This window comes from Chitinophagales bacterium (genome assembly GCA_019638515.1).
In the GTDB taxonomy this organism is placed as follows: Bacteria; Bacteroidota; Bacteroidia; order Chitinophagales; family LD1; genus UBA7692.
This window is the reverse complement of record JAHBTS010000002.1, coordinates 364,779-379,424: the sequence shown is the minus strand read 5'-3', so window position 1 is coordinate 379,424 and position 14,646 is coordinate 364,779. Positions and strand designations below refer to the sequence as shown.

The 14,646-nt window shown below is 40.2% G+C and carries 7 protein-coding genes; 5 read left to right on the top strand and 2 right to left on the bottom strand.

Annotated elements, in window-relative coordinates; all coding sequences use genetic code 11:
- The first annotated feature begins 4 nt into the window (after positions 1-4).
- Entirely contained in the window at positions 5-616 is a 612-nt protein-coding gene (locus tag KF872_04825) for a YdcF family protein (GenBank protein MBX2902862.1), read from the top strand.
- Between the two features lie 60 nt (positions 617-676).
- Here KF872_04825 and alaS read toward each other — a convergent pair whose 3' ends face one another.
- Both alaS and KF872_04815 read right to left on the bottom strand, forming a co-directional pair.
- Positions 677-3,313 carry an alanine--tRNA ligase gene (gene alaS / locus KF872_04820; GenBank protein MBX2902861.1) on the bottom strand — a complete coding sequence of 879 codons (2,637 nt, stop codon included), beginning with the start codon at positions 3,311-3,313 and terminating at the stop codon, positions 677-679.
- A 126-nt stretch (positions 3,314-3,439) separates the two neighbouring features.
- On the bottom strand, positions 3,440-5,008 hold the full coding sequence (locus KF872_04815; protein ID MBX2902860.1) for a hypothetical protein: 1,569 nt from the start codon (positions 5,006-5,008) through the stop codon (positions 3,440-3,442).
- A gap of 284 nt (positions 5,009-5,292) precedes the next feature.
- On the opposite strand from KF872_04815, the gene KF872_04810 reads away from it, so the two are divergent.
- The 4 genes from KF872_04810 (at position 5,293) to KF872_04795 (ending at position 14,619) form a co-directional block, all read left to right on the top strand.
- Complete coding sequence (locus KF872_04810) at positions 5,293-10,761, top strand: fibronectin type III domain-containing protein (GenBank protein MBX2902859.1); 5,469 nt, start codon at positions 5,293-5,295, stop codon at positions 10,759-10,761.
- A gap of 957 nt (positions 10,762-11,718) precedes the next feature.
- A complete protein-coding gene (locus KF872_04805; GenBank protein ID MBX2902858.1) occupies positions 11,719-12,579 on the top strand; it encodes a two-component sensor histidine kinase in 861 nt (286 codons plus the stop codon).
- An 18-nt stretch (positions 12,580-12,597) separates the two neighbouring features.
- Positions 12,598-12,969, top strand: a complete 372-nt coding sequence (locus KF872_04800; protein ID MBX2902857.1) for a response regulator — start codon at positions 12,598-12,600, stop codon at positions 12,967-12,969.
- Positions 12,970-12,978: 9 nt separating this feature from the next.
- Positions 12,979-14,619 (top strand): response regulator, encoded by a 1,641-nt coding sequence (locus KF872_04795; GenBank protein MBX2902856.1) that lies wholly within the window; start codon positions 12,979-12,981, stop codon positions 14,617-14,619.
- The last annotated feature ends 27 nt before the right edge of the window (positions 14,620-14,646 follow it).

The window sequence follows — 14,646 nt, the reverse complement described above, 5'->3', positions numbered from 1 at the left end:
ATACATGAAAACTATTAGCACTTGGGGATTATTGCTGGTGCTTGGTATAGCTGCATATATCTTTAGAGTGCCGCTGCTGCAAACTCCTGCAAAATGGCTTATACAAGAAGATAAAATTGAAAAAGCCGATGCCATTATTGTGTTATCGGGTGGGAGTTTCGATAGAGGCAATAAAGCTGTTGAGTTGTTTAACAAGGGTTTGGCTCCTCGCATTATATGCCCGGGAGGGAATCGTGCATACGAATTTGAAATTTTAAACATGCACATCACCGAGGCCGAGGCTGCCAAAATAAATTTGGTGCGCCAGGGCATTCCCGATTCGGCAATAGTACTGCTGAATGCCGGAACCTCCACTAGCGAAGAGGCTGCCTTACTTGCATCTTATTTGGTAAATAGAAAGTATAAGAAAGTAATTGTGCTTACATCACTTTACCACACCCGCAGGGCAGGAAAAGTATTTGGAAAGGCGTTGCAACATACCAACATAAAACTGATGGTATGCGGAGCTAAAAGCAGTAGGTTCAACGAACTTTACTGGTGGCAAACCGAAGATGGTTTAATTGCCATAAACAATGAGGTGCTGAAAAATCTATACTACTGTTTCAAAAGGAAGTAGTATAGTTTTATTGTTAAGTTGCATGTTATATTTTATTGGTAACCAATAAAATATAATTCATTATTTAAATTTTAGAATTAAGCCGTTTTCTAGTGCTTTTACGTCCTCTAAATTGCCCGCGCTTGCTTGTACAAAATCTGCCGGCCCGCCACCTTTAATGCTTGGGGCAAGTTCTTTTAGCAACTGATTTCCATTTATTTCCAGCGAGGGTGCTATGCGCAAATGCACCGGACGCTTTCCATTTATTTCGGTTGAAAGCAGCAATACAAAATTCTCTTTTAAATCATTGGCAAGTTGAATGCCGAGCTTTCTTAGTGCTTCAACAGAATTTACCTCTACCTGTGTGGCAGCAAAAAAATGAACGTTTCCAACTTTTTTAATTGAGGCAAGTATCTGCTTTTTAAGATCGGCAACGGCTTTGTCTTCCAGTTGTTGTAGTTGCTTTTTTAGTTCTTCGTTTTCGCTTTTTAGGCTTTCAATGCTTTTAAGAATGTCTTTGGTATTGTTAAGTGCGGCTGTTGCCGTAGCCAACTTGTTGAGGGCGTTATTGGCTAATTGTATGGCATTTTGTCCGGTAACGGCTTCAATTCTGCGAACACCTGCAGCTACCGAACCTTCTGATGTAATTTTAAAGAAGCCGATTTCTCCGGTGGCTCCTACGTGTGTGCCTCCGCAAAGTTCGCTGCTAAAATCCTTATCGAAGGTAATAACACGCACAAATTCACCGTATTTTTCGCCAAAGAGCATGGTGGCACCCAGTTTTTCGGCATCGGCAATTGGCATGTTTCTTTTTTCGTCTAACGAAATATTCTGCATTATTTTTTCGTTTACCAGTTGCTCTACCTTTGCTATTTCCTCTTCGGTCATTTTGCTGAAATGCGAAAAATCGAAGCGCAAATAATCGCTATTTACTAAGGAGCCTTTTTGCTGTACGTGTGTGCCCAATACTTCTCTTAGTGCTGCTTGCAGCAAGTGGGTGGCAGAGTGGTTCTTTTTGGTACTGTTGCGCTTGCTTACGTTTACTTTTGCATGTACTGCCACTTCGGGTTGGGCAGGTAGTTTTTTTACCCAATGAACAATTAGGTCGTTTTCTTTTTTGGTGTCGAGTACTTCAATTTTTTCGTTTCCAAAATCTAAGTAGCCGGTATCGCCAACTTGTCCGCCACTTTCGGCATAAAATGGGGTTTTGTCTAATACTATTTGAAATAATTCTTTGTCTTTTTGTTTTACGCTGCGGTATTTTAGCACGTTTACTTGTGCTTCGGTAAAGTCGTAGCCAATAAATTCGCTTTTGGCATCTTCGTCAACCAGTACCCAGTCGCTTTGTTCGGTGGCTGCGGCTGCTCGGGCGCGTTCTTTTTGTGCGGCCATTTCTTTGTTAAATCCTGCTTCGTCAACTTGCCAGCCTTTTTCGGCTGCAATGAGTTTAGTGAGGTCGAGTGGAAAGCCATAGGTGTCGAACAATTCAAAGGCGGTTTTGCCATCAATTTCATTAAGGCTTTCTATGCGTTTTATTCCATTGGCAAGGGTGCGTAGGAAAGCGGTTTCTTCTTCTTTAATTACATTGGTAACAAAGCTTTCTTGTGCTTTCAATTCCGGGAAAACGTGCATGAATTGTGTGGCGAGCATTGGTATTAAATCGCACATAAATGGTTGTTCCAATCCTAAATAGGAATAGCCGTAGCGAACAGCTCTGCGCAGTATTCTGCGAATAACGTAACCTGCGCCATTGTTGGACGGGAGTTGCCCATCGGCAATAGTAAATGCAATGGTGCGTATGTGGTCGGCCACTACACGTAGGGCTATATCTTTCTTTTGAGCCTCGGTTAAAGTTCCAATTATTTTTCCATCGGCAGAAAGGGTAGGGGCGGTATAGCTGTATGTGGTGCGGGCGGTGGTAGCTAATTGCTGAATAATTGGTTGGAAGATATCGGTATCGTAATTGCTTTTTTTGTTTTGTACGGCAACGCATAGGCGTTCAAAACCCATTCCAGTATCTACGTGTTGCTTTGAAAGTTTTACTAAGCTGCCATCGGCTTTGCGTTCAAACTCCATGAATACGTTGTTCCAGATTTCAATTACTTGTGGGTGTCCGGTGTTTACTAGTAATTTGCCATTGGTGGCTTGGCGCTCTTCTTGGCTGCGGAGGTCGTAGTGTATTTCGGAGCAAGGGCCGCAAGGTCCGGTATCGCCCATTTCCCAAAAGTTATCTTTTTTGTTTCCTTTAAGAATGCGGTCTTCGCTTATCCATTTTTTCCATTCGAGGTTGGCTTCGGTATCGAAATTGAGGTTTTCTTTTTCATCGCCTTCAAAAACGGTTACATAAAGGCGGTCTTTTTCGAGTTTATATACTTGCGTAAGCAGTTCCCAGCTCCATTCTATGGCTTCTTTTTTAAAGTAGTCGCCAAAGCTCCAGTTGCCGAGCATTTCAAACATGGTGTGGTGGTAGGTATCTACGCCTACTTCTTCTAAATCGTTGTGTTTTCCTGAAACGCGCAGGCATTTTTGGGTATCGGCAATGCGTGGATATTGTATGGGTTCATTGCCAAGAAATATGTTTTTGAAAGGTGCCATGCCGCTGTTGATGAACATAAGCGTGGGGTCGTTTTTTACAACAATTGGTGCCGATGGCACTATTTTGTGGCCTTTGCTTTCAAAGAAATCAAGAAATGCTTTGCGAATTTGTTCTGATGTCATTTTACAAATGTATTTTATGCTTTTTGGGTGTAGCCAAAAGGAAAGGCTTTTTCTTTCAATTTTGAAACATCAAAAAGGTACAGATAAAAAAAGTGGCGCGAATGTAATGCTTCCTATAAATCTATTTCAAGGAGAAACAAAAAAATCGCTCTCGAATTTTAGTTTATACGATTGTGCTAAGGATTGCAACAATTTACGGGAGTCGCGGAAAAAATCGTTTTGGAATGCGGTATCGAAGCATTTTTGAAGTTTGGCTGTGTATTGTTTGCGTCCGGTGGCAAGTAGTTGAGCGGTATAATACAAAATGTGTATGCTAAGATCGTTGTCTTCGTACAGTGGTTTTCCTTTAGATAGTTTGGAGTAGCGTACGAATGTTTTGGCGCACATGTCGTAGTCTTTTAAGGCAAAGTTGCCAAGTATAAGGCATAAGAAAATGCTGTCTAAGCTAGCATTGATGTTTAATTGTTGATAGCTGAAGAGTAATCCTTCAATCATTTCTACTGCGCGTTTTATTTCTTTTTGTGTACCGAGTAAAAGTAGGCATGCGTAAGTTAGCGAAATATAGAGGCGGTCGGAATTGTGTCCTTTTTCGTTCATTACCGGCATGGCAAGTACTTCTTCGCAGCGTTTTTTTAGTTCGGTAACTTCTTCAATTTCTTTTGGTAGTAAATCGGGTTTGCTTTCGTGTATTATACTGCTGTATTTAGATAGATAGTACGATGCTTTAACCGTAAGCATATTTAATTCGGGTATATTCAAATAGCTCTTCCAAAAACTAACCTTGCTATAGTGTTGTTGCATTTGCTTAAACTCTTTTTGCCCTTCTGCGGAATCTAAGTCCACCAAGGGTGAGTTTAGTTTTAAAAAGTTCATGATACTTAGCATATCCATAAGTGGAGGAAATGCTACATAGCTCTGCAGGTTTATTTCTTTTTCAAAAAGCTCTATTTCTTTAACTGTTTTTTCGCTAGAAAAAGATTTTGGCTGGAAATAGTATTTAACATATAGTAATACAAACATACTCAGTAGCCGGATATTGGCTCTCGGATGTTTGGTAAGTGGTTTAAGGTAAGCGGTGTTGGCGGCTATTTCTTCATCGCTGGCTACTTTGTCGCTATTTATATTAAAATGGAAGCGTTGGATATAATATACATTATTGAGTGTTAATTCATCTTCCATTACTCCTTTTAAGAGTGCTTGGTAGCGGTTGCCGCGCGTAATATCTTTTGAAAGAAATGCTTGCTGCTGCTTTACTTGATAAATGTATTTAAGAGTGGCGTAGTCTTCAGTTTTTTCGGCTACATCTATAAGAATTTCACATAAAAAGTCTACTACTTTTATATTGCCATCATTAACAAGCCTTTGTAATGTGTGTATATTGGTTTGGAGGTAAGCAGGGTAATTTTGTACTAAATAGTAACTTAACTTAAATGTATAGGATGAAAGTTGGTTCAGGCTTTGGCGAAACTTAGAAGTATCTTCTCCATACACAAGTTTACATAAATTGCCCCATTTTTCTTTTTCTGCTTGTTTTCTGATAGTTGAAATCAATTTGGCAGATAATTTAGCATTTTGAGACTCCAGTATTTGAACAAATGTTTCAAAATGAGCATCATCTAAGCACCATATTAGTTTCTCAATAGTGCTGAGTTCATCCGGTTCAGGTAAATGCTTAAATTCACTTATCTTATTCACAGAGTGAACTTATGAAAAAAAATATGAAATGCAAATTCATGTGTTTTATATTTTTTAGTTGCTTGCGATTGTCTTATCCTGTTACAGTTTTACTTTCTTTCTTATGTATAAAGGATGGGAATATGTTATAGTGTGTTTTTTAAGAAAGATATTGATGGTGTCTTATTTGAACTTCAACTGTGGCTCTTTTCCACAATAAAATGTTTATTTACATTTGTTGCGCAATATCTCTTAATTTAACAAACTATGGATTTATGGTGCGAAAAGTTTTACTCTCAAAAATTTTGTTACTAGCTGCGTTGCTGTGGGCAACGAGCGGATGGGCACAGACCATCGTAATTGGTACAGGCGGTTCTAATAGTAATGGTACAGGAAATGATCCTATAGATGATTATTTTGCCTATATGCATTATCAAACAGTTTATACTGCGGCAGAACTATCGGCTGCAGGTTTGGTTGCATATAATGAGCTGACAGGCTTGGGTTTTTCTGTATCCGAGAGTCCGGGTACATTGGCAAACTATACTATTAAAATTGGTCATACCTCTGCCACTAATGCTGCAGCCCATATTGCGGCAAGCAGCACTACGGTAAAGCCTGCTTTTAGTTATACCCCAACTGTTGTTTCTGCGGGTAGTTTTGATATGGTATCTTTTGCTACCAATTTTGTATGGAATGGTACAGATAATATTTTTATAGATATTTGTACAGGTTCGAATCCATATGTATCGCCTTATGGAGGAGTAAGAGTTCATTCACTTACGAATGGATCAAGATATGTCAGAAGCGATGGCTCTGCACAATGTGCTGTAAACACAAATACTACTAATAGTAATCGTCCACAAATACAGTTCTCATATATTACAGGAACTCCGCCTTCATGTTTGCCGCCTTTGGCCTTGTCTGGTACAGCAACCACAGGAACTACTGCCAATATCAACTGGACAGCTCCTTCACCAGCACCTTCTAATGGTTATGAGTATGCGGTTACCACCTCTGCAACGCCTCCGGTTTCGGGCACTGCTTTTGCAGGTACTAGTACTAGTGTAAGTGGATTAACGCCTGTTACAACCTACTATTTGCATGTTCGCAGTTACTGTGGTGGTAGCGATTATAGCTCTTGGGTTACTAGCACTTCGTTTACAACGCCTTGTGCTGCGGCTACATTACCATGGACAGAAAATTTTGATGGCGTAACCATACCTGCTTTTCCTAATTGTTGGAAAAAGGAAAATGGTGATTGGACAACAACCAATAACTCTAGTTCTTCCTACGATGCAGATGCTCGCTCAGGTACGCAGTTTTTAAGAAATTCTTGGTCTGCCACTAATGAGTTTGTGTGGACGCCCAGCTTTACTATGACAAGCGGTACCACCTATGAGTTTAAGTTTTGGTGGGCTGGCGATAATGAGTCAGGATGGACAGGAGATGTGTTTGTAAACTCAGCACAAAGTTCATCGGGTGCAACTCAGTTGGGAACCTCATTTGTAACCAGTGGTACTACAACTACCAAAACCTATGTTCAGGAAACATATTCATTTACTCCAGGCACAACAGGTGATTACTATTTTGCCATTAGAGTAAATGCTACTTCTAATCCTTGGTATTTAAGTTTTGATGATTTTGGAGTGGATGTAGCACCTTCATGTTTGTCTCCAACAGCTTTGTCAGGTACGCCAACAACAGCAACAACAGCCAATATTGGTTGGACTGCACCATCGCCTGCACCTTCTAATGGTTATGAGTATGCAGTTACCACCTCTGCAACACCTCCGGTTTCGGGTACTGCTTTTGCAGGTACTAGTACTAGTGTAAGCGGATTAGCTCCTGTTACAACTTATTATTTACACGTTCGCAGCGATTGTGGAAGCGGTAGTTATAGCCCTTGGGTTACTAGTGCATCGTTTACAACGCCTTGTGTTGCAACTGCCTTGCCATGGACAGAAAATTTTGATGGCGTAACCATACCAGCTTTTCCTAATTGCTGGAAAAAGGAAAATGGTGATTGGGTAACAACCAATAACTCTAATTCTACCTACGATGCAGATGCTCGCTCAGGTACGCAGTTTTTAAGAAATTCATTTTCTGCCACTAATGAGTTTGTGTGGACACCCGGCTTTACTATGACAGGCGGTACCGCCTATGAATTTAAGTTTTGGTGGGCAGGCGATACTTATTCGGGTTGGACAGGTGATGTGTTTGTAAATTCAGCACAAAGTTCAGCAGGGGCTACACAGTTAGGAAGTTCATTTGTAGCCAGCGGTACTGTTACTACTAAAACCTACAAGCAAGAAACATATTCATTTACTCCAGGCACAACAGGTGATTACTATTTTGCCATTAGAGTAAATGCTACTTCTAATCCTTGGTATTTAAGTTTTGATGATTTTGGAGTGGATGTAGCACCAAGTTGTATTCAACCATCAGCTTCGGCTGCAACTTCTATTACTACTAGTAGTGCAGACTATAATTTTACGTGTACATCGTGTTCTGGTAATTATATTGTAGAATATGGTCTTTCCGGTTTTACTCCGGGTACAGGTGCCACTGCGGGAACCGGTGGTACTGTAATTACTACTAGTACACTAACAGGAACAATAAGTGGTTTGAGTGCATTAACCGGTTACGATTATTATGTGCGTCAAGTTTGTGCTGGTTCAACCTATAGTACCAATGCGGGGCCTATCAGCTTTTCAACCTCAATGGATTGTTCTGCCGCTGTGGCAATTACATGTGGCGTTAATTTTGCGTTTAATGTAACTGCCGGATCCGGTTCATGGAATACTACTCCGAGTGGTTTGTGTGTAGCTACTCCCGGTAAGGAGGTTTTGTATAGCTTCACTCCAGCTCTTACGGGAGTTTACAGTTTAGCTAATACAGTAGCCGGAACAGGAGATTTTGTTGATGTATATATTAAGACAGATACAGGAGGATGTTCTGATGCTGCTTCGTGGTCTTGTGTAGGTTGGTATTATTCCCCACTGCAAAATCGCTCCTTAGGTACGCTATCTGCAGGTACTAAATATTATATTATGGCAGATGTTGAAAGTGCTGTTGCCAGCACACAAACTTTTAACATTGCATGTGTATTGCCTCCACCGGCAAACGATAATTGTGCGGGAGCAGTAGCCTTTCCAACTATCCCAACCGATGGTACTTGTGCAAGTGTTACAGTAAACACAGCTGGAGCAACCGGTTCTGCTGATGCTACGTGTTCAGGAACAGAGGATGACGATGTTTGGTACACCTTTACGGTTCCTGCCGGTTATACATCTGTAAATTATGCCAATACAAGTATTTCAGGCAATGGAGACCGTATGATTCAAGTGTTTAGTGGTTCGTGCCCCGGAACATCCATTGGTTGTTACGATCCGGAAAGTGGAACTATAACCGGACTTACCGGAGGCTCAACCTATTTGTTGCGTACATATACTTACGGCTCAGGAGTTACCTCTAACTTTTCAATATGCTTGAGTGTGCCGCCACCTCCACCGGCAAACGATAATTGTGCAGGAGCTAAATTGCTAACCAATTGCTCTTTGCCAGATACTACTAAGAATTTAGGTGGAGCAACCTCCTCTTTGGCTGCGGGTTCTTGTGCCGGTACTGCAGACGATGATGTGTGGTATAAATTTGTAGCTACAGCATCTTCCATGTATGTTACTTGTTTTTCATCTTACGATGCAGTTTTAGAGTTGCGTTCTGGAGCTTGTAATGGCACAGAGGTGACTTGTGTAGATGATTATACAACAAATACCTTTGAAGATATTGTTGCTACCGGGCTTACAGTAGGCAATACTTACTATGTACGTGTATATAGTTATGGAAGTTCTAAACCTTCCGCAACTGATTTTGTATGGGTAACTGCTGCCGAAGCAGGTTGTTGGCAAGGTGCTACCAGTACAAATTGGGCTACAGCCGGAAACTGGTCAGATTTGGTAGTGCCAAACAGTTGTTCTAAAAACGTAACTATACCAGCCGGTACGCCTTATGCTCCGGAGATTTCATCTGCAAGTTACTCAGTGGGTAATATAAATATTAGCAATGGAGTTACATTAACCATCAACGCTACTCGTGCATTAAATGTATGTGGTAACTGGAATGGAGGCGTAAGTTCTTTGGCTGCTGCAATTGGAGCCGGAAGGGTAGAGTTTAATGGCACGGGTGCGCAAACAATAAGTGGTAAAACTACTTTTAGCACATTGCAAGTGAATAAATCTTCAGGAACAACAGCATTAGCAGCGGGTGCGGTAGTGAACTCTACAGTAGCGTTAGAGTTAAAAGCAGGAAATATAGATGTAAGTGCAGGTACATTTACGCTTAAATCGGCCGATGCTAGCAATGCTGCCATGTTAGATAATTTCAGTTCAGGTTTTACAGGTTCTATTATCGGTAACATTTCTGCAGAGAGAGGCTATAATAATGCTACCGACCCTTCTTTGCATAAGCAGCATTTCTTCTCAAGCCCAATTAATAATGTTGCAATAGCTCAATTTGCACCAACTTATGGCGTAAATGGCGGGTGGGTTACTCCAAAGCCCGATTGCGATGAAATGAATTTGGCTAATGGCAGTAACTACGGCAGTGTATTTGAATACGATGAAAGCCATGTAACTGCTTGTCATTTAGAAGCATGGAAGGTTAGAAGCAGCGGTACTGCAGATAATGCACGCGGCTATTCTGTGGTAAAAAGTTCTGCCGGAGTATTAACATTGAGCGGTGCTCCAAACTTAGGAGCTACTTATACTGTACCTAACTTAACCAGAATCGGTTGGACATCTATGATGACACCTCAAGGCAACCAATACGAAAGTGGTTGGAGTTTATTGGGTAATCCGTATTCAGCATCTTTAGATTTGGACTACTCAGTAAATGGCGATTTTGAAAATGCCATTCAGGTATTGCATACGAGTGGTTTATTTGCAGGAACTTACCAACCTGTTACCATGAGCGGAAGCGATGTGTTGGCTCCGTTTCAAGGATTTATGGCTCGTAAAGCCATACAAGGTGGATCGGCAACATTTACAATAAATGCAGCTAATCGTTCAAGAACAACAACTACATTCCAAAAGAACGGGGAGCACCAAATGAGTTTATCGGTGATAGGAAATGGATTTGCCGATATTACTTATTTTAATTTCGATGCAAACTCCACTACCGGTTTTGATGTAGATGCAGATGGTGGTAAACTTTCCAGCTACCACGGCCAGCCAACATTATACTCAATTATTGGCGCTACTTGGGCTTCTATTAACACCAACCCCGATGTGCCAAGTACTCCGAATATTCCACTTGGATTTAATCCTGGAAGCAACGGTGCATTCCAGTTTGTAGGAACAGGTTTTGATGAAATTCCTAATACAACTGTTTATTTGGAAGATAAGAAAGCAGGTGTAATGCAGAATTTAACTGCACAGCCGGAATATATTTTCTCTGCCGTAAAAGGTGAAGCAAACGAACGTTTTGTACTGCACTTTAATTACGAAGCACCAAGTTCTGTAAGTACAGTTGAAAACAACAGTATGAAAGTATTTAGCTTCAACAATAATGTGGTAGTTGATTTTAGCAATGCGGCAGCGCAAGAAGCCCACACCATCGTAATCTACGATATAATGGGTAAAGTTATCAGCCACGAAAACTTTAATGGAAAAGTTTATTCTAAATCGTTAGAAATAAACGAACCAATGTATGTTGTGGTAAAAACAAACGATGGTAACTCTATTGTGAGCAAAAAGTTATTTGTTACTAAGTAAGTTTTGGCTCTTTGTTTGTGTAAGCGGCTGCTCAATTGAGCAGCCGCTTTTTTGTTATAGATGCTTATTTTTTAAGATTAAAATGAATGGTTTTTAAAAAGCTGTTTATTTAATTTGTTCTCTACTTGTTTTGAAACTCAAAAATCTTCTTCTTTACACCATACAATTGTACAGATGATTTCCGATAGGGTTCGATTTTTAGTCCCATTCTTAGGGCTGTTATTATTATTGAGTAATGTTTTTGCACAAGATATTGCAACGGTTGATGAACTTAATGCTTCAGCCAAAGCCATACTGCAAAGCCAAGGGCAGGGAGGCGAAGAAGAAGCCAAGAGTTTATTATACAAAGCCACTTCTTTAGCCATACAACTGAACTACAAAAAAGGAGAAGCCGATGCCTACTTAGTATATGCCGATATTTTTGAGATGAATGGTGATGTGAAATCGGCACTAAAACTTAGGAAAAAGGCAAGTAAAAAAATGGTTGAAAGCGAGGATAAAAAAACAATCATCATAGCCCCAGCTACACCAAAAACTATCGAAGATTTTGCAGTTTCAACCATATCGGCAAGTAAAAAAGCAAAGGCAAAGCAAGAAGATATAGAAGCAGCCCCATTACCTGAGCAACCCAAAGCAGTTGAAAATAGAAAAACCGTGGTGCAGCATACCGTGCCTACACCAGTTGCCAAACCTACAGGCAATGCCGATAACGACATAAAGAACAAAATGACGGAGTTAGAGGCGTATAAAAAACGTATTGAAGAACTTCAACTGCAAAATTCAGTGGGCAGCGACTCCCTTTCTGAAGCAAGAGAGGCAGAAATAGAAAGATTAAAAGCCATTTCGGTTGCCACCCAAAGCCAAATTCAAGCATTAGAAAAAGAAAAGGAAAACAATGATTTGCGCATTAAGCAGCAGCGTGTTATAGGAATTATTTTAATTGCAGCAGTAGTTGTAATGCTGCTATTCGTGTTTGTAGTTATTAGGCAAATACGTGCCAAAAACAGAGCCAATACCGAATTGGCAAAAGCGCTAGAAGAGTTGAAGGCAACACAAACACAATTAGTTCAGCAGGAAAAATTAGCCTCACTTGGGCAGCTTACAGCAGGTATTGCACACGAAATTCAAAACCCGCTAAACTTTGTAAATAACTTTGCCGACCTTTCACTCGAGTTATTAGAAGAAATGAAAGAGTCGAGCGATATGGAAGATATAAAAGCCATTGCTGGCGACCTCACCCAAAACCTCACCAAAATACATCATCACGGAAAACGCGCAGACAGCATCGTTAAGAATATGCTACAACACAGCCGTGAACAAAAGGGCGAAAAAGAGCCAACCGACTTAAACGAATTGCTGAAAGAATTTGTGAATTTGGCTTATCATGGTATGCGCGCTACCAACAAAGATTTCAACTGCCGTATTGAACAAGTATTTGATAGTGAGCTTCCTAAAGTGAAATTGGTAAAGCAAGATTTAGGTAGGGTATTGCTGAATATGTTTAACAATAGCTTTTACTCCATTGGTAAAAAGATACCATTACAAGTTAAAGATTATCTACCCACTTTGCGAATATCTACCAAAACCGAAGGCGATAAAGTACTTATTGCCATTTACGACAACGGTTTGGGTATGAGCGAAGAAGTGAAACAAAAATTGTTCAATCCGTTTTTCACCACCAAACCAACCGGAGAAGGAACCGGACTCGGACTTTCTATAAGCCACGATATCATTGTTAAGCTGCACAACGGCAGTATGAAAGTAGAGGCTCAAGAAGGCGAATTTGCACTGTTTGAAATTACATTACCAATTACATAAAAACACAAAACTATGGCTCTGAGAATTTTAGTTGTGGACGATGAAGAAGACGTAGAACTACTCTTCCGTCAGCGGTTTAGAAAAGAAAGCAATGAAGGCAGAGTAAATTTGCATTTTGCCAATTCCGGAGTAGCAGCATTAAAGGAATTAGAAGATGTTTCAAACCAAGACATCATTATTATACTCTCCGACATCAATATGCCGGGAATGACAGGATTAGAACTGTTGGAGAAGATAAAATCGCAATATCCCAATAAGAAAGTAATGATGATTTCTGCCTACGGAAATGAACAATATATGAGTGAAGCCGAGCGCAAAGGAGCAGACGATTTTTTTACTAAACCGGTAGATTTTAAGTTGTTAAAAGAGAAAATTTTGTCAGACGTTTAAATCAATAGCATGAGTGAATTACAAGGAGTTATTAAGCCAATAAAAATTTTAGTTGTGGACGATGAGCCGGATGTTCAACCACTCATTACTCAACGGCTTCGCAACTTAGTTAAAGAAGGCGTTTGTGAGCTCGATTTTGCACAAAACGGAGTAGAAGCAATTGAGAAAATTAAAAGAGATACAGATATAGAACTCGTAATGACCGACATAAACATGCCGGAAATGGACGGGCTTACACTGCTCTCAAAAATAAATGAAGAGGTAAACCGCTTAGTAAAAAGCGTGGTAATTACGGCATACAGCGATATGCAACGCATACGAACCGCTATGAATAATGGCGCTTTCGATTTTCTTACCAAACCATTAGATGCCAACGATTTAAAAGCCACACTCGAAAAATCCATAAAGGAAATTCGCTTTGAACACCAAGCCCGCGAAGCCCGCACACAGTATGAAGTAGAGCGCCAAAGACGTGAACAAGCCGAACAAGTAGCAAGTTTAAAGCAAGAATTTTTGGCAAACATGAGCCACGAAATTCGCACGCCCATGAACGCAATCTTAGGAATGACACGCCTTTGCTTACAGCTAGAAGATTTAAAAGATACACATTTACGTTACTTAAACGGCATCAATAAATCGGCAGAAAACTTATTGGTTATTATCAACGATATTTTAGATTTTTCAAAAATTGAAGCCGGAAAATTAGAGTTAGAAACCATTCCTTTTTCGCTTAAAGAAACCCTACAAACTGTACAAGATACATTGCGTTTTAAGGCAGAAGAAAAAGGCTTGCAAATGAAACTTGAAGTGCCTGAAAATGTTGCCGATATTCTAATTGGCGACTCCGTTAGGTTAAATCAAGTACTTTTAAATTTAGCCGGAAACGCCATAAAGTTTACCGAAAAGGGAGCCGTAACCATAAAAGTATCCGAAACTTCAAAAGATACTGAAAAAGTAGCGCTGCTATTTGAAGTTACCGATACCGGAATTGGAATTTCTGAAGAGCAAATTTCTAAGCTTTTCAACAGTTTCTCGCAGGCAAGTTCCGATACCACACGCAAATACGGAGGCACCGGCTTGGGGTTGGCCATTTCAAAGAAATTAGTTGAAATGCAAGAAAATGGCACCATAGGTGTTCGCAGTAAAGTAGGCGAAGGCACTACTTTTTTCTTCAATATAACATACCCAATCGGCACCCTTATCTCATTAGAAACTAAAGGAAAAGATGAGCAAATAAAACTTTCAAACCTTAAAATTCTATTGGTAGAAGATAATGCCTTTAACCAAATGGTAGCAGTAGATACATTAGAGTCTGCCATAGAAGGTGTAGTGATAGAAGTTGCAGAAAACGGATTAGAGGCAGTAGAAAAAGTAAAGGCATACGAGAATCAAACATGGGAAGCGGAGCGGAAATTTCCTTACGATGTAGTATTGATGGATATGATGATGCCGGTAATGGACGGCTTGGAAGCTACGCGACAAATACGGCAATTAAGCAGCCCTCTTAAAAATATTCCAATTATTGCACTTACCGCCAATGCAATTAAAGAAGAAGTAGCAAAGTGCTACGATGCGGGTATGTATGATTTTGTAACCAAACCTTTTGATACAGAGGTATTGTTGAAAAAAATTGCAGCCTTCACAAATTAAGTTTGCAAAGTTCTTTTTTAATTTAGT